An 18,240-nucleotide genomic window follows, 5' to 3' on the forward strand; every position below is an offset into this window, starting at 1 on the left:
ATGACGAACACGACCATCGAAGCGCTGCTCGAACGCGTCGCCGTGCTTGAGGCGCAGAACTCGGTGCGCAAGACCATCGCGCGTTATATGGCGTTATGCGACGTGCCTTGTGCACCACTCGAAGGCGAATCGCTTGCCGCGCTCTTCACCGATGGCGCCGTGTGGGAAGGCATCGGCCCGCAATATGCGCAGAAGTTCGGGCGTATGCAAGGGCGCGCGGCAATCGTCGAGATGCTGCAAGCCTATCTGCCGCCTGCACCGCATTTCGCGACCAATGTGCATTTCCTGACGTCGGAGCATATCGAGGTTAGAAGCGAGTTCGCCAAAGGCCGATGGATCATGTTGCAAGCGTCCGGCTATGCGGATGAAAAGGCCGAACTCATCGCCGCGCGACTCGAGATCGATTTCGTTCCTTCGCCGCGCGACGCGCAGGATCAATGGCTGATTCGACACTTCCGCACCGAGCGTCTTTTCGACGCGCCGTGGCGCGTGAACCCTCGCAAGGAGTTGAACGCATGAGCGTATTCATCAACGAATTCGATCTACGCGCGCACGATCGTGTAGATGGCCCGACGATTGCGATCAAGGACAGCATCGATATCGCGGACTATCCGACCACTGCAGCGAGCCGCGCACTCGCGGACAGCCCCGCCGCCACCGAACATGCGGATGTGGTTCAACGTCTGCTCGATGCTGGCTGGCGTATCAAGGGCAAGGCGAACATGCACGAACTCGCCTTCGGCATGACTGGCATCAACGAATTCACTGGCACGCCGCGTAATCCACAAGACGCCACGCGCATTCCCGGTGGATCGTCGAGCGGGTCGGCTTGTGCTGTCGGACTGGGGCTCGTCGACGCCGCGCTCGGCACCGACACCGGCGGCTCGGTGCGCGGCCCCGCGGCATGTTGTGGCGTGATCGGATTGAAGCCGACCTTCGGCCGCGTGTCGCGTCGCGGCGTGGCGCCCGTCGAGACTACGCTCGATTGCGTCGGCCCGTTCGCGCGCGAGATGCGGGTGCTCATCGATGCAATGGGTGCGATAGATCCATCGTTCGATATGAGCAGCGCGCGTCGGGATGCATCGAAGATGCGGGTCGGCATCGTTGCCGTCGATGCAGATGCGAGCATCCGCAAGGCCGTCGACGACGCCGTGCGCCGCGCGGGATTCGCGTCACGCGGCGTTACGCTCGAATCGATCGGTGATGCATTCACTGCTGGTCTTGCAGTCATCAACGCAGAAACGTGGCGTGCGTTCGGTCATCTCGTCGAAACAGGCAAGCTCGGCGCGGATCTCGAAGCACGACTGCGCACGGCATCGAACACGACCGCAGCCGATCTCGACGCGGCGGAGCACGTGCGGCGCATCTTCACGGCCGCAGTGGATCGCGCGCTCGATGATGTGGACGTGCTCGTGCTTCCCACGCTGCCCGCGCTTCCGATCACGCTCGAAGCGGCGCGCGCGGGCATATCGGTGATCGCGATGTCGTCGCTGATCAGGCCATTCAATCTCAGCGGCCATCCTGCGTTGAGTCTTCCTCTTCCGCTCGCAGATTCATCGCTCAAAGCCGGTTTGCAGATCGTCGGACGCAAAGGCGCAGATGAAAAGATTTGCGCAGTGGCCGCGCATTTCGAAACCGCGTTTATTCAATAAAGGAATTCGAACATGTCGAATAGAATCGCGCTCGTCACCGGCGCCGCGCGCGGCCTGGGCGCTGTCGTTGCGCGCCGTTTCCATGCCGCAGGCTACAAGGTCGCATTGGCCGATATCGCAATCGAAGCCACGCGGGCACTCGCGCAAGAGCTGAGCGAAGATCGGTCCAGCGCGTTTGCGCTGAAGCTCGACGTCACGTCGAAAGCGGATTTCGAACGCGCGCGCGATGCTGTGCACGAACGCTGGGGCCGTATCGATGTACTCGTCAACAATGCGGGCGCGTCAAAGGTCGTGCCCGTGATGGAGATCACCGCCGAACAGTTCGATCAGGTCATCGACGTCAATCTGCGCAGCGTGCTGTTCGGCTGTCAGGTATTCGGCCGCTACTTTGCGGATCGCGGCGCAGGCCGCATCGTCAATATCGCATCGCTCGCGGGGCAGAACGGCGGCTCGGCGACCGGCGCGCACTATGCGGCTGCGAAAGGTGGCGCGATCACGTTGACCAAGGTATTCGCGCGCGATCTCGCGGCGCACGGCGTGACCGTCAATGCGATCTCGCCCGGGCCGCTCGACTTGCCCGTGGTGCATGAGAGCGTGCCCGCCGACAAACTGGACAAAGTGATAGCGGGCATTCCCGTCGGGCGTCTGGGTTCGGCCGAATACATCGCCGATGTCGCCGTGCTGCTCGCATCGCCCGATGCGTACTTCGCCAATGGCGCATGCTGGGACGTGAACGGCGGTCTCTACATGCGCTGAAGCGTGAGTCATGCGCGCCCGTCGTCCGGCGGGCTCCATACTTCGAGCACGTCGCGCACCAGCGTGGCGATGGACGCCGCGCCGAGCTTGTCCTTGATGCTCGCGCGATGCACGTCGACGGTCTTCACGCTGATCGACAGGTCGGAGGCGATGCGCTTGCTCGCCTTGCCTTCGATCACGCCGCGCAAGACCTCCTTCTCGCGCGCGGTCAGCGATTCGACGCGCTCGCGCAGTTCGCGTTGCCGTTGATCTTTTGCGTGGCGTTGCGTGGCGAGCTTCATCGCGCGCTGCACGCGATCAAGCATTTGCTGTGAGTTATAGGGTTTCTCGACGAAATCGATCGCGCCATGCTGAAGCGCGCGCACGGACATCGGAATGTCGCCGTGACCGCTCACGAAGATGATCGGCAAGGTCGCGCCACGACGATTGAGTTCGGCTTGCACGTCGAAGCCGCTGATCTCGGGCATGCGTACGTCCAGCACGAGACAGGCGGGCCGGGACACGTCGAAGGCATGCAGAAATTCGGCGGCGCTGGCGAATCCTTCCGACTTCACGCCGACCGAATCGAGCAGCCACGCGAGTGACGTACGCATGCCGTTGTCGTCGTCGACGATATACACCACGGGAGCGGGAGGATTCATTGCAAATGAGGATTCGAAGGAAAGGCAATGATAACCAGCCGATATTCACCGCGAAAGTCCCTTCTTTACTTCGATTTTCCGGAATAGGTAAAAGCTTTAGTGCGCTCGGTAACCACGCCGGGCAAGTCGGCGGATCGCGCCGATATGTTTTGTGCCGTTTAGCGCGTACGCTTGATTCACGGTTTGCTATACAACATTAAACATGAAACGAACAGGAGACACTCCTATGTCCGCGCTGCCACGCCCCGACTTCGCCGATCCCGATCAGGCGCGCAAGCTGTTCCGCCAGGCCATGTCCCATCTTGGGGCCGCGGTGAATGTCATCACGACGATGGGCGCGCACGGTCGCTGCGGCATCACCGCGAGCGCCGTATGCTCGGTCACCGACTCACCGCCCACCCTGCTCGTCTGCATCAACCGTTCGAGCGCGATGCATGCCGCCTTCGCGGGCAATCGCAATGTGTGCGTCAACGTGCTGCCGGGCCATCTCGAACAGATCGCGCGACACTTCGCCGGCCTCACGCCGCTCTCGATGGACGAGCGCTTTTCGTTACCCGTCTGGGATGCAGGCGCGAACGGCGTACCGGTGTTGCGCGATGCGCTGGCGAGTTTGCAGGGCACCATCGTCGAGGCGAAGGAAGTCGGATCGCATTCGGTGATGTTCGTCGAAACGCACGATATCCGCGTGCGCGACGATGGCGACGGCCTGATTTATTTCGATCGCAACTTTCATCGCGTGCCGCGTGGTTGTGCCTCGCAGTGAAGTCGCATCGCCCGCTCTGCGTTAATTGATTACAGGAACACCGCTGCCTATACTCCACGCGCAGACGGGCGACTGAAAGCTAAATCGAATATTGGCGCCGGCAAACGGTGCTCGCGCTTTTATCATCCGCACGCCGTCACGCATCGCCGAGATCTGCATATTCGCCACTTGGAGATACGTGATGAACAAGTCCTTAAGGCAACTCGGTGCATGCGCGCTATTCGCGCTGGTCGCGTCACAACCGGCACTCGCGCAGCAGGACAAGGTACTCGACGATGCAAACACCGCCTGGAACGCGGCCTTCAACAAAGGAGATGCGCGGGCGCTCGGCGCTCTGTACGACGAGAAAGCCGTGGTTTCGCCGGGAAATGGAACGACCATTCAGGGACGCGCGGATGTCGAGAAGTTCTATAAAGGCTTGTTCGATGCGGGCTTTCACGATCATACGATCGACGTCGTCAGTGCCAAACGGGTCGGCAATCTGATCTATCAGACCGCGAACTGGACTGTCGTCGCGGAAAAGGACGGCAAGAAGACGCCCTACAAGGGCGTCGTGTTGAAGGTGCTCTCCAAGGGCGCGGACGGCAAGTGGCGAACCACCGCGCAGACATGGAACGCAGCGCCGCCGCAACAATGAACCAGCGGGCCTGATTGCCGTCAGTTCAACGTGCGAAGCCGCGCATTCAGACGCGCGCGCGTGATCGCGGCAATCTGCGCGAATGCCTCATCCAGTTCCAGTTGCGTGCTACGCCCGAGACGTCGTTCGAGCGCGCTGAAAATGCCTTCGCGCGTGTAATGCCGCACGCAGATGATGAACGGAAAGCCGTGCCGTTCCAGATAAGCCGCATTGAGCCGGTCGAGCGCGGCTTCCTGATCGGACGGCATTGAGTCGAGCCCGGCGCTTTTTTGTTCGGCATCCGAATCCGCTGTCATCGTTCCGGAACGAATGTTCGCGCCGGATAAGAGTGGATGCAGATTGAGGAAACGGCGTTGCCCGTTGGCATCGAGACTGCGGATGACATTCATCATCGCGTCATGCAATGCCGTTTCGGATACGAATGGACGCGCGCTCCACGCGCCTTCCGCCGCTTGCGGAAAATGCTCGAACACGCTCGCAAAAGCACCGACGAAGGCCGTGTGATCGAGCGCGTTGACCGGTTCGAGATTGATCGACTGTGACATGAACTGCTTCTCCCATAAGGCACGCCGCATTCGCCTGGCGTCGAAGGCGATTCGTGCCGAGTATAGGAAGCGCGCGCAGCAGCGGCGAGACAGCCGATCCTATTGACCACATAACAGAATGCGATAGCGCTACTGGCGATGCATGTCGCGCAGCGCGCGCAATTCCTGCGCGCCTTCGGTCAACATGCCGCGCAGCCACACGTGCGATGCCGAACGATGCCGCGATGGATGCCACAACTGATAAAAGCGCATGAACGGAAATTCGATCGGTGCATCGAGCACGGCGAGCGGCAGATGCTGCGCGTGGTAGTTGGCGAAATGCCGGCCGGTCGTGAGAATCAGGTCGGTTCCCGGAATCAGGCTCGGAGCGAGATTGAAGTACGGACAACTCACGCGGTTGTCGCGGTGCACACGCATGGTGCTGAGCCCGGTATCGACTACACCGCGCTGATCGCGTGAATACGGCGTCGGCACGATATGCGACGCGCTCAGATAGTCCTGGGCATCGAACTTGCCTGATTGCGCGTGAACGCTGTCGCGCGCGACGACACACACCACGTCGTCCTCGAGCAGCACGGACAGGTGCAAATGCTCCGGAGGATTGGGCCAGTTGCCGATGACGATATCCGGCGCCCCCTCGGAAAGCCCCTGCTCGTAGTTGAAGGAAGCCGAGAGCGGCACGGCGACGATGCGCGCATGCGGTGCGGCACGGCGGAATTCGCGCACCACATGCGCGAAAAACGGCGGCGCCAGGTAGTCAGGCATGCCCACCGTGAAGGTCTGCTCGGTCGTGGCCGGATCGAAATGATCGTCCGACACGAGCAGGTTATCGAGGGCGCTCAGCGCGGCCTGCGCGCTCTGCGCCAGTTGTATTGCGCGCTGCGTCGGCACCATCACGTTCTTTTCGCGCGTGAGAAGCGGGTCGTTGAAGATGGCGCGCAAGCGCTTGAGCGCCGAGCTGATGGCCGGCTGCGACTGATTCATACGAATCGCCGTGCGCGACACGCTGCGTTCGGCGATCAGCGTGCACAGCACGCGCAGCAGATAGGTATCGAATGGATCGTCGGTGCGATTCATGGTGCGTTCCGTGTCTCTGTTATTCGCATGGCTGCGCCGCCATTTTGCCAGCCGGCATCGCGGTAACCGCTTCACGGCCGCCGCGCTAGGGTAATCCATAGGTCGGAAAACGCACTGCGACGAAACGCTCGGAGCGAGGCCGCATAAGGCTTTGAAACCCATATACGCGTTGCTATGGGGCCTATTGGCCCGTCCCCCGTTCCCGATTTTTTGGCCGTTTCTATACTTGCTTCCAACCGAGCGCACGGCGCTGTCCGCGCGACGCAAACCGACTGGAAAGGAGAAACCATGTCGCTGATCAAACAGGAGATGCCGGTGTTCGTGAGCGAGGCCGAAAGCGCCGAAGCGAGCGTCTATCGCAAGGTCTCATGGCGCTTGTTGCCGTTTCTCGGCGTGCTGTGGGTGCTCGCGTGGCTGGATCGCGTGAATATCGGCTTCGCCAAGCTGCAGATGCTGGATTCGCTGCATTTCAGCGAAGCCGTCTATGGTCTGGGCGCAGGCATTTTCTTTATCGGCTATTTTCTCTTTGAAGTGCCGTCGAACATGCTGTTGCAGAAGATCGGCGCAAAAAAGACGATCATGCGTATCACCATCTGCTGGGGCATCATCTGCATGCTGCAAACGCATGTCTCCACGCCCACGCAGTTCTATGTCCTGCGCTTCCTGCTCGGCGCGTTCGAAGCAGGTTTCTATCCCGGCGTGATTCTTTACCTCACGTACTGGTATCCGTCGCAACGGCGCGCACGGGCATTCGGCACGTTCATGTCGGCATCGGCGATCGCGGGCGTGCTCGGCGGTCCGCTCGCGGGCTGGATCATGACGTCGATGGGCGGCGTGAACGGCATGCACGGCTGGCAGTGGCTGTTCATTATCGAAGGCATCCCGTCAGTGCTCGCCGGCATCTTCGCGTGGTTCTACATGACCGACAAGCCCGAGCAGGCGCGCTGGCTGTCCGACGATGAAAAGCGCGTCGTGCTCGACGCCCTGCAACGCGACAGCGCCGCGATGGGCGAACGCGGTCACGACTGGCGCTCGCTCTTCACCAATCGCAAGGTGTGGCTGCTGATCGCGATCTTCTTCTGTCTGCTGTGCGCGAATTCGACGCTGACCTTCTGGATTCCGACCGTCATCAAGGATGTGGGCATCGGCACGCCGATGGCGGTCGGCTGGATCGCGGCGATCGCGTATCTGTGCGGCGCGGCCGGCATGATCCTGAACGGCGCGCATTCGGACCGCAGCAACGAAGTGCGCTGGCACTTCAGCGGCGCGGCGATCGTGGGCGGCGTCGCGATGGCGGTACTCGCCGCGTTGATGGGCTTCGGCAAGATCTCGCCCGTGATCGCACTGCTGGCCATGACGGTATCGCTCGTCGGCACCATGAGCGCGATTCCGGTGTTCTGGCAATTGCCGAATCGCTATCTCGCGGGCAGCGCGGCGGCGGTCGGCGTGGCGCTCATCAACTCCGTCTCCAATCTCGCGGGCTTCGGCGCGCCCTACGCGATGGGGCTGATCAAGAACGCGACGGGCAAGGTCACGACCGGTCTGTATCTCGTGGCCATCATCGAGGTTATCGCGGCGGTGCTCGTGCTTATCGGCATCCGCAAGCTCGGCAACAAACAAGAGGCCTGACATGCGCGACAAAGACACTTCCCCGGCTGTCGACGTGAGCCGCCGCCGCTTCGCCCTGCAATCGGTGGCGCTGGGCGGCAGCATGTTGATCGCGAAGACCGCACTCGCCGCCGATGCGCCCGCGCCCAATCAGATCACCGGCCCCGTGCAACAGGACGGCCTGAGCCCGCGCCTCACGATGCATGCGCTCGATACGTGGCACGGTACGCCTGCGGCGGGCATGCGCGTCGATCTGTTCGCGATCGAAGACGGGCGCCAGAAGCTCCTGCAGACGGCCACGCTTGCCGCGAGCGGTCGCAGCGAGCCACCGCTTTTGATCGGCGATACCTATCGCGCGGGCACGTATGAACTCCTGCTGCATGCGGACGAATATTTCGCCGCGCGCAAGGTGAATCTGCCGCAGCCGCTATTCCTCTCGAAGATACCGCTGCGCTTTCGCGTCACCGATGTCAATCAGCGCATTCATTTGCCGGTGCTATTCGGGCCGTGGAGCTACAACTACTACCGCGGCAGTTGAGCGGCACATAGACGAAACGCGAGATCAGGAGACACATCATGGCCGCAGGCATTACCACCCATGTACTCGACGTCGCGCTCGGCAAGCCCGCCGCCGGCATGCAGATCGAATTGTTCGACGTCGGCACGCAACCGCCCACGTTGCTCGCGCGCACGCGCACCAATCGCGACGGCCGCACGGACGCTCCGATTCTGCCAGCGGCGCAAGCGCGCGCGGGGGACTTCGAATTGCGCTTCTGGGTGGCGGATTACTTCAAGACACCCGATGTATTCGCGGACGTGGTGCCGGTGCGTTTCACGCTCGCCGATGCCGCGCAGCATTATCACGTGCCGCTCTTGTGCTCGCCGTGGAGCTTCGGCACTTATCGCGGAAGCTGAAGCGCAATAGACGGATTGCTTTACACGCCTCTTATCATCAATCAGAATGGAAGCATGATTGCTTCATCATTCCCGGTGATTCAAGGGGCATATCGATGGAATTGCGACACTTGAAGCTGTTCTGCGCCGTGGCTGAAACCGGCAGTTTCACTGCGGCTGCGGAGAAAGTGCACAACGTTCAGTCGAATGTCACAATGCGGATCAAGGAACTGGAAAGCGAATTGGGTCAGCCCTTGTTCGTTCGATCGAAAGGCGGCGTGGTGCTGACTTCCGCGGGGCATACGTTTCTGGGCTATGCGCGGCGCGTGCTGCAACTGATGGACGAAAGCCGCAGCGCGATGCTCGACGTCACGACGCCGAAAGGACCGCTGCGGCTCGGTTCGATGGAGACCACCGCCGCAATTCGCTTGCCGAAAGTGCTCGCCAAATATCACAAGAAATACCCGCAAGTACAGCTTTCGCTGATCACCGGCACGACGAGCGAACTGATCAAGGCAGTCGAGAGTCATCGGCTCGATGGCGCTTTTGTCGGCGGATTCCATCAGAACGCGGCGTTGCATCAGGAAGAAGTGTTCCGCGAAGAACTCGCCTTGCTCAGCAGTGTTCAGTTTCGTTCTCTGGATCAGCTAGTCGAACAGATGTCGCGGCAAACCGTACTCGTATTCAGAACCGGTTGTTTTTATCGTTCTACGCTGGAGCAATGGTTTTACCAGTCAGGGCTGATTCCCGGGCAGATCATGGAATTGGGCACGCTCGACGGAATCATGTCGTGCGTCGCGGCGGGAATGGGCATCACGCTTTTGCCGAAGACCGTCGTGGAACGTCACGGCAGCCGACGTTCCGTTCGATGCCACGCGCTTCCGTCCGCATTCGCTAACGTGACGACGGTGTTCATCCGCAATCAGGATGCGGTGGTGACGCCCGCGCTCACCGCGCTACTCGCGCTGACACATGAACAGTTTGGACATGGCGCCGAGGTGTCGGACATCGATGCCGAGCTTTCTCTCGCGGAAGGACCTGACGCCTGATGCAAAAAGGCTGCGCCTTTGAAAGCAGGCGCAGCCGCGCAAGATCATGCGTAACGCAGGTGCAATGGTTCCGCGCGCTCGAGCGTCAAGCCTTTGGCAAGTTCGGCCACACGCTCGGCGGCCGGCATGATGCGATCGATCTTGCCCACGCCTTGCCCCGCATAAAGCGATAACTTCTGCGCCATTCTCGGTTTGTCGATGATGCGTGCGCCGCCGCCGATGAATCGCAGCAGATTCCAGCGATCATGATTCGGCATCACGCGATGCGGCGTGCCGTATTTCCAGCCGAACGAATAACCGGTTCGATATTCGGTGTCATCGACTGTCGCTTCGACGATCTTCTGTTTGTATAGCGGGTGTGCATTGGATTCGTCGCAGGCCACGAACGCCGTCCCTGCCAGTACGCCTGATGCACCCATGCTCATCACCGTTTCGACATCCTGGCGATTTGTGATTCCGCCGGCCGCCAGCACGGGCCGGTCGCCCGCTATCGCGAGGATGCCCGGCAATAACGAAAGCAATCCGATCGTGCCGCGATTCAGATGACCGCCGCTTTCGCTGCCCTGCGCGGTAATGATATCCGCGCCATTGGCGATGGCGCGGCGCGCGAGGTCAACAGAGCCGACCTGCACCATCACGACCATCCCGGCATCTTTCGCGCGCCGGATCATATCCGGATAAGCTTCCGCATAGAAAAGCGAAAGCATCTTCGGCTGCTCTTCCAGCACGACCTGGAATTGCGCCTCGAATACATCCGGTCCGCCGAAGGACGGCACGAGATTCACGCCGAACGGTTTGTCGGTCAGCGACCTCGTTTCGTTGATCCAGCGACGCAATGCAAGTGGCGGAAGCCTCAGGCCGCCGATCGTCCCCATTGCTCCGGCATTGGCGACCGCTGCGACGAGCCTGGGACCGGAGATAGCCGCCATGCCCGCGAGAAAGATCGGATATCTGACTGCGCAAAGCGATGCAATGTCGTTCGACGGAAATTTTCGATTGTCTGCGATCATGATTCAGAGCTCCACGTGCTTGCCAAGCATTCGCTTGAGCGAATCGTTCTTCAACACGAAGTGATTCTTGATGGCGCCGAACATGTGCAAGGCAAGCCCGCACAGGAAGGCGCCCGCCCCGATGTCGAAGAGCACGCTGAAGATATGCGCGGCGCCGGCATGCGGGTTCATGAGCGCCGGCAATACAAAGCCGCCCGGCAATTCGATCGGCGTGCCGGCGCTCGCTTTCGCGAGCCACGCGGCAATGGGCAGCAGCACCATCGCCAGTGCGAGCGCGACCGCGACCGAACGGCTCACGATCACTTCCACCGGATTCGGCGTGCCGACCGGCAATGGATGCCACGACGTGACGCGCGCCCAGAACCGGTAGATCGAAAGCGGAAACAACAACGTTCCGCACAGGTTGATAAACGGCGCGGATGTGCCTGTTGGTCCGACGAGCTTCAATGCAAGAATCGAGAGCACGAGCAGCGCGATGATCCAGTGCAGTACGATCGTGATCGGCGAGAAGCCGAGGCCGTTGTCCCTGAATTTGAAACGCGCCGGATGTCCCGGCATGACGTGATGCTGAGTTGTTGACATGTCGACTCCCATGAAGGATCAATGACTCACCGCGCCCGATGCGCCGATTCCGGTTTGGGCACGCACGAACTGATCGTTGAATCTTTCCCGTTCTTCATTGGCTTGCGCGCGGCGATCCGTCACCGATCCGAGCCACATGAAGAAGAACGCGATGCTCATCGAAATGATCGCGGGGTAGTCGTAGGGAAAGATCGGCGCCGCGTGTCCGAGCACCTTGACCCAGACGGCGGGCGACAGCACGACGAGCGTAACCGCGCTTACAAGCCCGGCTACGCCGCCAAGCAACGCGCCACGCGTGGTCAGGCCTTTCCAGTAGATCGCGAGCGTCAGGACCGGGAAGTTCACCGATGCAGCAATGCTGAATGTCAACGCCACGAGAAAGGCGACGTTCTGATCCTTGAACAGCATGCCGAGGACTATGGCGACCAGCGCAATGCCAATCGATGCGATGCGCGAAACGCGTTTCTCCTTCTCGGGGGCGGCGCGATTCTTCTTGTAGACCATCGCGTAGAGATCATGAGAGATCGCAGACGTGCCCGCCATCGTGAGTCCGGCCACGACCGCGAGGATCGTCGCGAATGCGACGGCGGAGAGAAAGCCAAGCGCCGGGTCGCCGCCGAGGGCCTTCGCGAGATGCATCACGGGCATGTTCGAACCACCGATCAGCTTGCCGCCGAGCACACCGCCCTCATAAAAGAGCGGATTACGCCCTACGATTGCGATCGCCGCGACGCCGAGCAACGCCACGACGAGAAAGAAATAGCCGATGAATCCGGTCGCCACGAACACGGACTTGCGTGCTTCCTTTGCATCGCGCACGGTGAAGAAGCGCATGAGAATATGAGGCAGGCCGGACGTGCCGAACACCAGTCCGACCGATAGCGAAAGCATCGCAAACGGGTCCGCGACGTGTTTGCTCGGCAGCATGATGCCGCTTCCGTTCTTGTGCGTTTCGATCGCCTGCGTGAACATCGTGTCGAGTGAGAAGCCGAATTGCCTGAGCGCCAGAAACGCCAGCAAGCTTGCGCCAAACAACATCAGCACGGCCTTGATGATCTGAACCCAAGTGGTGGCGACCATGCCGCCGAAGGTGACGTACACGGCCATCAATACGCCGACGATCACGACCGCCTGTTCGTAGCTGAGACCGAACAGAAGCTGAATCAACTGCCCTGCTCCGACCATCTGCACCACCAGATAGAAGCAGACCACGGTCAGCGAGCCGAAAGCCATCATCGTGCGCGTTCTGCGCTGATCGAGCCGGAACGAGGCAATGTCGGCGATGGTGACCTGCCCTAGATTCCGGATGCGCTCGGCGAACAGAAACATCAGCAGCGGCCACGCGACGAAAAAGCTCACCGCGTAGATCATGCCGTCATAGCCATTGAAAAAGATCATGCTCGTCAGACCGAGCAGCGCGGCGGCCGACATGTAATCGCCGGCAAGCGCCAGGCCATTCTGAAAGCCGGTGATCGATCCGCCCGCGTTATAGAAGTCTTTCATGGAACGCGTCTTCGCAGCGGCCCAGAAGGTTATCGCGAGCGTGGCGATGACGAAGACGAGAAACATCGAGACAGCCGTGAGATTCAGCGGCTGCCTCTTCACCTGGCTGATCGTTTCAGGGGCGGCGAATGCGGATTGCACCACGCATACGCTCAGCCAGACGACGCCCTTCCGTAAGCGACGGTTCATTGGCCGCCTCCGTCGAGGATCTCGTTCGTGAGCGCGTCGAATTCTCCGTTCGCGCGATGAATGTAGATGCCGGTGAGAACCCAGGTTCCGGCAATGAGCAATGCGCCCACGGTCCAGCCCGCCGTGATGACGCTCGCGCCGAACATGCGGGTCGCGAGAAGCTTGGGGGCGAATCCCGCCGTCAGCACAAAAGCGTAATACGGCACCAATGTGCCGAGCGTCAGACGCGCGATGAAGCGGCGTCTGCGCGTAACCAGCCGTTTGAAAGCGGGCGTCAGCCAGAGGTTCTGGCCAGCAATCGAGGTCATCACGATGTCTCCTATCTTCAGAACGTTATGACGCATTCCGGTCATCGCCGGATGCGCTTTGCCTGCTGTTCATGACAAGATAGGTGTCGCAACCTCTCATGTAAAATGATGATTGATGATCGTGAATATCACTTTTGGTGAATTTGCTCGATGCGGTCATTTTGTGCGAAGCGCGTTTCGGTCGACTCCGGCATCGAGGTTCGCGGAAGACATATGCCTCATTTAAAGAAGCTGAATTGGCAGCACAAAAGGCAAAGACGGTTTTAAAAATTCGTAATGCTCTCCGCACTGCTTTATGCCTTAAACGGTTTGTTCGAATCTCAATTGCTACCTATTTGCACGAATTTCCACTGGCGCAAGGCGCACGTGCGTGGCATAGTTCAGAAAACAATCTATTAAAGGAAAATTCATGCCAACGCTCGAAAGTATTCAGGCGCGTATCGAAGCACTTCAGGCGAAAGCCGATGCGCTACTCGCAAAGGAATCCGAAGGCGCCTTGCAAAAGATTCATGATTTGATGTCGCGCCACGGATTGAACATCTCGGACATCGAAACGTTCTCTGGTACGCGCAAGAAGGCTGGACGGTCGAACTCGGCGCAGAAGCAAAGCACGGTTGCTTATCAGGATCCGAAGACCGGGGCAACATGGAGTGGACGCGGCCGCGCACCGGGATGGATCGCCAAGGCAAAGGACCGCAGCAAGTTCGCAGTAGGCGCGAGCGCGCAAGAAGCCAAAGGCAAAGCACGCGCCGCGGTCAAGAGCAAAGGAAAGCCTAAAGCGCCTAAAGGCCAACCGCGTGGTCCTCAACCCGCGCTTTATCGCGATCCGCAGTCCGGCGCGACCTGGAGCGGACGTGGCCGCGCGCCTGCATGGCTCGCCTCTGTCGAAGACCGCACGCCGTTTCTGATCGGCTGACAGCGCACTCGTCACCGGCGGAGTTCATTCACGACTCCGCCGCGCTTATCGCGGTTGCTTTCCCTATTTAAACGCGAGGATCGAAATCGAATTCGATCCGAATGCCGCCCGGCTCATATATCATCATATGGCGTTTCGGCCCGGCGCCTAGCAGTTCCGGCGCGAACTCCACCCTCGCCCCAGGCCATGCCTTCACGCGCTCGAGAATCGTCGAGAGCGCGCTTTCATCCACTACGCGCAACGCGAGATGATGAAGCCCGATATTCTTGCGGCGATCGAACTCGACAGGCGCCGATTCTTCTTTCACTTGCCATAGCGTGACCAATAGCTTTCCGTCGGAGACGAAAACGGCCGGATAATCAGGGCGCTCGCCGACGGTCTGCCAGCCAAGACATTGAACGAAGAAGTCACGCGTCGCGTCGAGGTTGCGCACGGTGAGGCCAATGTGATCGATTCCTGCGGTCAGCATCGTTTCCCTCCGGATAAGTTCGAACGCCCGTGGAACGGGCGCTCGAACAATCGGTTTGTGAGGCTCTCAGGCGAGCGTCAGTTTGACGTCGATGTTATTGCGCGTCGCATTCGAATACGGACACACGATATGCGCCTTGTCGATCAGCGCCTTTGCCTCGTTCGGGTCCATGCCCGGCAGCGAGATCTTCAATTCGACTTCAATCCCGAAGCCATTCGGGATTTGACCGATGCCCACGCTTCCATCCACCGCGACATCTTTCGGCAGCGTAATCTTGTCGCGCGCGGCAACGAACTTGATCGCGCCGATGAAGCACGCGCTATAACCCGCGGCAAAGAGCTGCTCGGGATTCGTGCCATCGCCGCCACCGCCGCCCAGTTCCTTCGGCGTCGTCAGCCTGAGATCCAGATTGCTTTCCGGGACGGTTGCGCGGCCATCGCGCCCGCCGGTGACATGAGCGTGCGCGCGGTATAGAACCTTTTCAATCGACATCGCCAGACTCCTGTGCGTTGTATTGAGTGGTACTCGGCCCCGGACGGGACGAGTTCCAATCTCAAAGGATACTCAAGACGCGGCACGTTCGCTGATGCGCTGACTCGATATCACGACACGACAGGTTCCCGCTCGGGAAACGTCTGCTCCAACACGGGCGAACGCGTTTCCCTGGCAATGCGCTCGCACAACGCGATGACGCGCGCCGAGCCCGTCGTCATGAAGAGCGAATGATCCAAGTCGGGAAAAACCGCCATGCTCACTGACGCAAACCGCGAGAGGCGCGCGCCCTGCTTGCCGAAATGCGCGGCGATCAGATCCATGCCTGCGTCATATGCGCCGTAGACGAGTACGGTCTTCACTTTCCGCGCATCGAGTGCGCGGATGATGTGCCCAGGTTCCGTCGCCAGTTCGGGCGGCGTCTTGCTGAGCCGATCGAGCCGCAGCGCATCGACGACACGCGAACGGGCGCGCGTCACCATATAACCGAGCATGAAACGCATTACGCGCGCCACATGCTTCTCGCCACGCAGGATCGCTTTCCACTTCTGCGGATCGAGCATCGAGAACGCGTAACCCGCCATCGAGTTGCGTGTCGACTGACGCAAACCATCGGGCGTGATATCCGCGGGCTTTTTGAAAGTCGGCAGATTCACCGTGATGACGCCGCTGATCGCGTCTTCGACGAGCGCCGCCTTGAGCGCGTGATACGCGCCCGAGCAAACGCCGAACGAAAAAATCGACTTGTAACCCTGCCGTGCGAGCCAGCGCGCGGCCGCTGCGGTGTCGTCGGTTGCGATCGTGTTGTAGATGCGGCCGAACGCAGTATCCGATTGCACGTCGCCAGGTGCAGCGGGACTGTCGCCGCGGCCGCGCGCATCGAAACGCAACGACGCCACGCCACGTCGCGCGAGTTCGCGCGCTATACGTACCGATAGCCTGCTGTCCCCCACGCGCGAACTCGCCGACGTATTCGCAATCAGAAACACCGGGCCGCGCGCCGGGCCCGTGCGCGGCTCGCACATGATGCCGAAAAGGCTTTCATCGCCGATGCGGACCGGGCGTTCGATCGCTTCGGGCGTTTCTATTCGCAGGACCCACCAGTCATCGGCTGAAAGCTTTGGTGCTTCTGAAGTTGTCGGTAAAGCACTGTCTGTCATCCACTGCACCGCAACATCGAACGCCGCGCGCGGCACGGCGTTGAATGCGGTTTCCTGGATGAAGCCCGTGAGATCCTCGAATGGACGCGCTTCTGCATCGACGCCCTTGCGACAGAGCGCATCGCACAAAGGGTCCTTGCCGCCAGCCTTGAGGTTCATGATCAATGCGCGGCGCGCTGGCGGCATTGCCGCGCCATTCACGCTAGCCACGAGATCGATCGCTTCGAGAGCGTGTTTGAATTCGTCGCTATAGACCTGGCCGAGCACATTGAACTGGGTGTCGTTTTGTTGCATGTCGCGCAGCGGCGGTGCCAGCAATTCGAGCCAGGTCTTGCGCACGATACTCAGTTCGCGCATATACACGCGCCCGCTCGCCACGGGCGCGAGCAGAACGAGATCGTCAACGGGCTTTCGTAAGGCAGCTGCAAGCGCGAACGCGGCGCCTACGCGAAAACCGCATAACGTGACGTGTTCGATTTGCGTCGATGCCTTGAGCCAATCGACGGCCGCGCCGATATCATCGACTGAAGATTCGAATTGATCCCGTGCGAGCTCGGCGCCCGAAGAATCACCCGTTCCCCGATAGTCGAAACGCAGCACCCAGATGCCGCGCGCCGACAACGCTTCCGCCAGATGGCGCATGCCGCTGTAAGTCCACACGTGCTCGTGGCCATAGGTATTGCAGAGCACGACACCACGCTTGCCGGTTCCAGCATGCAGCCATCCGAAGCGATTCCCGAATACAACCGGTCTCATTGAGTCTTATCCTCGTACCAAGTCGAGGCTGATGACAGGCAGGACGGGATTGCGCGCCTTGTGAGCCGCTCGACTCCCCACGCGGAACGCGAGGGATAAGCTCATTATATTAAGTGGATTCTACGTAGCGGGGCCGGTCGAGGGTATATGTCGGAACGAGCTATCTATTGGCGCATAAGGCAAGGCGTGTGTTCGCCAGCGCTCATTTCGTTTGTCATGGCCGGCCTCCGCTGATCAAAGATCGAGCACGAGCAGTTTGCTCGTTGCGCGCGATACACATGCGGTCAGATATTCCGTCTTCTCGTCGTCGCTCAGAATGCAGTCATTGTGCTCGACTTCTCCTTCCAGATAGCGCACCTTGCAGGTCCCGCACAAGCCCGCGCAGCACGACGTCTCCAATGCCACACCCGCTTCGGCGAGCGCATCGGCAATGCTGCTCTCTTTCGCGACTTCGATCTCCCGCCCCGTGCTGGCAATGCGAACGATGAAACTATCGAGCGCATCGTTGGCCGCCTGCTCGTCGGGGCTGCGCTCGGGCGCCTTGAAATGCTCGAAATGCACCGTGCCCGAAGGCCAATGCTGCGCCGCCTCGGCGCATGACTTCATGAATCCGCCTGGCCCGCAATAGTAGACGTGTTCGCCTTCGCCCGGGACATGAAGCAAATCGCGAAGATCGAGACCCGCCGATGGATCGCCGTTATCGAAATGAAAATGCAGGCGTCCGCTTGCGCGCATCGGCTCGAATTCCTCGGCGAACGCGGCACAACGCGCATCTTTCGCGCAGTAATGCATTTTGTAGTCGATGCCCGCATCGTCGAGTTCGTGCGCCATGGCTTTCAATGGCGTAACGCCGATGCCGCCCGCGATCAGCAGCACGCGGCGCGCTCCGTCGACGAGACGAAAGTTATTGCGCGGACGGCTGACCCGCACGATGTCCTGCACGCGCAATTGCTCGTGAAGCGCTTTCGATCCGCCACGCCCGCGCTCATCGCGCAATACCGCGATCACATAGCGATGACGTTCGCGCGGCGCGTTGCTGATCGAATACTGCCGCACGACCCCGCCCGCGAGATGAATGTCGATATGCGCGCCCGCCGTGAAAGGCGGCAAGTCCGCGCCTTCGGGATCGACGAGTTCGTATGAATTGATGCCCCGGCCTTCGAACCGGACCTGACGCACCAGCAGATTCAAAGTCTGCTCCTGCGCCTGCGTTGAGATGGGTTGCGTTGACAT

The 18,240-nt window shown here is 60.4% G+C and carries 21 protein-coding genes; 10 read left to right on the top strand and 11 right to left on the bottom strand.

Going from position 1 to position 18,240, the window contains the following annotated elements; translation table 11 throughout:
* The 3 genes from NK8_RS18130 to NK8_RS18140 are packed head-to-tail and all read left to right on the top strand — an operon-like array spanning nucleotide 1 to nucleotide 2,408.
* A complete protein-coding gene (locus tag NK8_RS18130) occupies nucleotides 1–519 on the top strand; it encodes a nuclear transport factor 2 family protein (RefSeq protein WP_213228713.1) in 519 nt (172 codons plus the stop codon).
* Nucleotides 516–1,652 carry an amidase gene (locus NK8_RS18135; protein ID WP_213228715.1) on the top strand — a complete coding sequence of 379 codons (1,137 nt, stop codon included), beginning with the start codon at nucleotides 516–518 and terminating at the stop codon, nucleotides 1,650–1,652. The genes NK8_RS18130 and NK8_RS18135 overlap by 4 nt, the downstream gene beginning before the upstream one ends.
* 12 nt (nucleotides 1,653–1,664) lie before the next feature.
* On the top strand, nucleotides 1,665–2,408 hold the full coding sequence (locus NK8_RS18140) for an SDR family NAD(P)-dependent oxidoreductase (protein ID WP_213228717.1): 744 nt from the start codon (nucleotides 1,665–1,667) through the stop codon (nucleotides 2,406–2,408).
* Between the two features lie 8 nt (nucleotides 2,409–2,416).
* Here the strand turns inward: NK8_RS18140 and NK8_RS18145 are convergent, their stop codons facing one another.
* Nucleotides 2,417–3,049: a response regulator transcription factor gene (locus NK8_RS18145; RefSeq protein ID WP_213228719.1), complete on the bottom strand. Its 633-nt coding sequence runs from the start codon at nucleotides 3,047–3,049 to the stop codon at nucleotides 2,417–2,419.
* A gap of 226 nt (nucleotides 3,050–3,275) precedes the next feature.
* Here NK8_RS18145 and hpaC point away from each other — a divergent pair, with 226 nt between their 5' ends.
* Together hpaC and NK8_RS18155 are read left to right on the top strand one after the other, a co-directional pair.
* Nucleotides 3,276–3,812 (top strand): 4-hydroxyphenylacetate 3-monooxygenase, reductase component, encoded by a 537-nt coding sequence (gene hpaC, locus NK8_RS18150; protein ID WP_162067469.1) that lies wholly within the window; start codon nucleotides 3,276–3,278, stop codon nucleotides 3,810–3,812.
* Nucleotides 3,813–3,993: 181 nt separating this feature from the next.
* A complete protein-coding gene (locus NK8_RS18155) occupies nucleotides 3,994–4,449 on the top strand; it encodes an SgcJ/EcaC family oxidoreductase (RefSeq protein WP_225936265.1) in 456 nt (151 codons plus the stop codon).
* Between the two features lie 20 nt (nucleotides 4,450–4,469).
* On the opposite strand, the gene uraD is transcribed toward NK8_RS18155, so the two are convergent.
* Together uraD and NK8_RS18165 are read right to left on the bottom strand one after the other, a co-directional pair.
* A complete protein-coding gene (uraD, locus tag NK8_RS18160; protein WP_213228721.1) occupies nucleotides 4,470–4,994 on the bottom strand; it encodes a 2-oxo-4-hydroxy-4-carboxy-5-ureidoimidazoline decarboxylase in 525 nt (174 codons plus the stop codon).
* 129 nt (nucleotides 4,995–5,123) lie between these two features.
* Nucleotides 5,124–6,071, bottom strand: coding sequence for a LysR family transcriptional regulator (locus NK8_RS18165; RefSeq protein WP_213228723.1), 948 nt, complete (start codon nucleotides 6,069–6,071; stop codon nucleotides 5,124–5,126).
* Nucleotides 6,072–6,359: 288 nt separating this feature from the next.
* Here NK8_RS18165 and NK8_RS18170 point away from each other — a divergent pair, with 288 nt between their 5' ends.
* The 4 genes from NK8_RS18170 to NK8_RS18185 are packed head-to-tail and all read left to right on the top strand — an operon-like array spanning nucleotide 6,360 to nucleotide 9,622.
* Nucleotides 6,360–7,700: an MFS transporter gene (locus NK8_RS18170; RefSeq protein ID WP_162067472.1), complete on the top strand. Its 1,341-nt coding sequence runs from the start codon at nucleotides 6,360–6,362 to the stop codon at nucleotides 7,698–7,700.
* Between the two features lies 1 nt (nucleotide 7,701).
* On the top strand, nucleotides 7,702–8,217 hold the full coding sequence (gene uraH / locus NK8_RS18175) for a hydroxyisourate hydrolase (protein WP_213228725.1): 516 nt from the start codon (nucleotides 7,702–7,704) through the stop codon (nucleotides 8,215–8,217).
* A gap of 38 nt (nucleotides 8,218–8,255) precedes the next feature.
* Nucleotides 8,256–8,594, top strand: coding sequence for a hydroxyisourate hydrolase (gene uraH / locus NK8_RS18180; protein ID WP_213228727.1), 339 nt, complete (start codon nucleotides 8,256–8,258; stop codon nucleotides 8,592–8,594).
* A complete protein-coding gene (locus NK8_RS18185) occupies nucleotides 8,555–9,622 on the top strand; it encodes a LysR family transcriptional regulator (protein ID WP_225936266.1) in 1,068 nt (355 codons plus the stop codon). The genes uraH (NK8_RS18180) and NK8_RS18185 overlap by 40 nt, the downstream gene beginning before the upstream one ends.
* A 44-nt stretch (nucleotides 9,623–9,666) precedes the next feature.
* Here the strand turns inward: NK8_RS18185 and NK8_RS18190 are convergent, their stop codons facing one another.
* From NK8_RS18190 to NK8_RS18205, 4 genes are read right to left on the bottom strand one after another with little or no spacing between them, the layout of a single operon-like run.
* Complete coding sequence (locus NK8_RS18190; protein WP_213228729.1) at nucleotides 9,667–10,632, bottom strand: nitronate monooxygenase family protein; 966 nt, start codon at nucleotides 10,630–10,632, stop codon at nucleotides 9,667–9,669.
* Nucleotides 10,633–10,635: 3 nt separating this feature from the next.
* The gene (locus NK8_RS18195; RefSeq protein WP_213228731.1) at nucleotides 10,636–11,214 is read right to left on the bottom strand and encodes a cytochrome b; all 579 of its coding nucleotides are present in this window, start codon (nucleotides 11,212–11,214) and stop codon (nucleotides 10,636–10,638) included.
* Between the two features lie 18 nt (nucleotides 11,215–11,232).
* Complete coding sequence (locus NK8_RS18200; RefSeq protein ID WP_213228733.1) at nucleotides 11,233–12,906, bottom strand: cation acetate symporter; 1,674 nt, start codon at nucleotides 12,904–12,906, stop codon at nucleotides 11,233–11,235.
* Nucleotides 12,903–13,214, bottom strand: a complete 312-nt coding sequence (locus NK8_RS18205; protein ID WP_213228735.1) for a DUF485 domain-containing protein — start codon at nucleotides 13,212–13,214, stop codon at nucleotides 12,903–12,905. Before NK8_RS18205 ends, NK8_RS18200 begins: the two co-directional genes overlap by 4 nt.
* A gap of 409 nt (nucleotides 13,215–13,623) precedes the next feature.
* On the opposite strand from NK8_RS18205, the gene NK8_RS18210 reads away from it, so the two are divergent.
* Complete coding sequence (locus tag NK8_RS18210) at nucleotides 13,624–14,130, top strand: H-NS family nucleoid-associated regulatory protein (RefSeq protein WP_213228737.1); 507 nt, start codon at nucleotides 13,624–13,626, stop codon at nucleotides 14,128–14,130.
* Nucleotides 14,131–14,197: 67 nt separating this feature from the next.
* Here NK8_RS18210 and NK8_RS18215 read toward each other — a convergent pair whose 3' ends face one another.
* From NK8_RS18215 to NK8_RS18230, 4 genes are all read right to left on the bottom strand, one after another.
* Nucleotides 14,198–14,599, bottom strand: a complete 402-nt coding sequence (locus tag NK8_RS18215) for a VOC family protein (RefSeq protein WP_162067481.1) — start codon at nucleotides 14,597–14,599, stop codon at nucleotides 14,198–14,200.
* 66 nt (nucleotides 14,600–14,665) lie between these two features.
* A complete protein-coding gene (locus NK8_RS18220; RefSeq protein WP_162067482.1) occupies nucleotides 14,666–15,091 on the bottom strand; it encodes an organic hydroperoxide resistance protein in 426 nt (141 codons plus the stop codon).
* A 110-nt stretch (nucleotides 15,092–15,201) separates the two neighbouring features.
* The gene (locus NK8_RS18225; RefSeq protein ID WP_213228739.1) at nucleotides 15,202–17,007 is read right to left on the bottom strand and encodes an alpha/beta fold hydrolase; all 1,806 of its coding nucleotides are present in this window, start codon (nucleotides 17,005–17,007) and stop codon (nucleotides 15,202–15,204) included.
* A gap of 234 nt (nucleotides 17,008–17,241) precedes the next feature.
* Nucleotides 17,242–18,240, bottom strand: coding sequence for a PDR/VanB family oxidoreductase (locus NK8_RS18230; protein WP_213228741.1), 999 nt, complete (start codon nucleotides 18,238–18,240; stop codon nucleotides 17,242–17,244).

The sequence above is a fragment of the Caballeronia sp. NK8 genome (assembly GCF_018408855.1).
Taxonomy (GTDB): domain Bacteria; phylum Pseudomonadota; class Gammaproteobacteria; order Burkholderiales; family Burkholderiaceae; genus Caballeronia.

What these genes read in the sequence shown, in the direction of transcription:
- NK8_RS18130 (WP_213228713.1), top strand. Translation starts at nt 1, where the DNA reads ATGACGAACACGACCATCGAAGCGCTGCTCGAACGCGTCGCCGTGCTT.
- NK8_RS18135 (WP_213228715.1), top strand. Translation starts at nt 516, where the DNA reads ATGAGCGTATTCATCAACGAATTCGATCTACGCGCGCACGATCGTGTA.
- NK8_RS18140 (WP_213228717.1), top strand. Translation starts at nt 1,665, where the DNA reads ATGTCGAATAGAATCGCGCTCGTCACCGGCGCCGCGCGCGGCCTGGGC.
- NK8_RS18145 (WP_213228719.1), bottom strand. Translation starts at nt 3,049, where the DNA reads ATGAATCCTCCCGCTCCCGTGGTGTATATCGTCGACGACGACAACGGC.
- hpaC (WP_162067469.1), top strand. Translation starts at nt 3,276, where the DNA reads ATGTCCGCGCTGCCACGCCCCGACTTCGCCGATCCCGATCAGGCGCGC.
- NK8_RS18155 (WP_225936265.1), top strand. Translation starts at nt 3,994, where the DNA reads ATGAACAAGTCCTTAAGGCAACTCGGTGCATGCGCGCTATTCGCGCTG.
- uraD (WP_213228721.1), bottom strand. Translation starts at nt 4,994, where the DNA reads ATGTCACAGTCGATCAATCTCGAACCGGTCAACGCGCTCGATCACACG.
- NK8_RS18165 (WP_213228723.1), bottom strand. Translation starts at nt 6,071, where the DNA reads ATGAATCGCACCGACGATCCATTCGATACCTATCTGCTGCGCGTGCTG.
- NK8_RS18170 (WP_162067472.1), top strand. Translation starts at nt 6,360, where the DNA reads ATGTCGCTGATCAAACAGGAGATGCCGGTGTTCGTGAGCGAGGCCGAA.
- uraH (WP_213228725.1), top strand. Translation starts at nt 7,702, where the DNA reads ATGCGCGACAAAGACACTTCCCCGGCTGTCGACGTGAGCCGCCGCCGC.
- uraH (WP_213228727.1), top strand. Translation starts at nt 8,256, where the DNA reads ATGGCCGCAGGCATTACCACCCATGTACTCGACGTCGCGCTCGGCAAG.
- NK8_RS18190 (WP_213228729.1), bottom strand. Translation starts at nt 10,632, where the DNA reads ATGATCGCAGACAATCGAAAATTTCCGTCGAACGACATTGCATCGCTT.
- NK8_RS18195 (WP_213228731.1), bottom strand. Translation starts at nt 11,214, where the DNA reads ATGTCAACAACTCAGCATCACGTCATGCCGGGACATCCGGCGCGTTTC.
- NK8_RS18200 (WP_213228733.1), bottom strand. Translation starts at nt 12,906, where the DNA reads ATGAACCGTCGCTTACGGAAGGGCGTCGTCTGGCTGAGCGTATGCGTG.
- NK8_RS18205 (WP_213228735.1), bottom strand. Translation starts at nt 13,214, where the DNA reads ATGACCTCGATTGCTGGCCAGAACCTCTGGCTGACGCCCGCTTTCAAA.
- NK8_RS18210 (WP_213228737.1), top strand. Translation starts at nt 13,624, where the DNA reads ATGCCAACGCTCGAAAGTATTCAGGCGCGTATCGAAGCACTTCAGGCG.
- NK8_RS18215 (WP_162067481.1), bottom strand. Translation starts at nt 14,599, where the DNA reads ATGCTGACCGCAGGAATCGATCACATTGGCCTCACCGTGCGCAACCTC.
- NK8_RS18220 (WP_162067482.1), bottom strand. Translation starts at nt 15,091, where the DNA reads ATGTCGATTGAAAAGGTTCTATACCGCGCGCACGCTCATGTCACCGGC.
- NK8_RS18225 (WP_213228739.1), bottom strand. Translation starts at nt 17,007, where the DNA reads ATGAGACCGGTTGTATTCGGGAATCGCTTCGGATGGCTGCATGCTGGA.
- NK8_RS18230 (WP_213228741.1), bottom strand. Translation starts at nt 18,240, where the DNA reads ATGTCAACGCAACCCATCTCAACGCAGGCGCAGGAGCAGACTTTGAAT.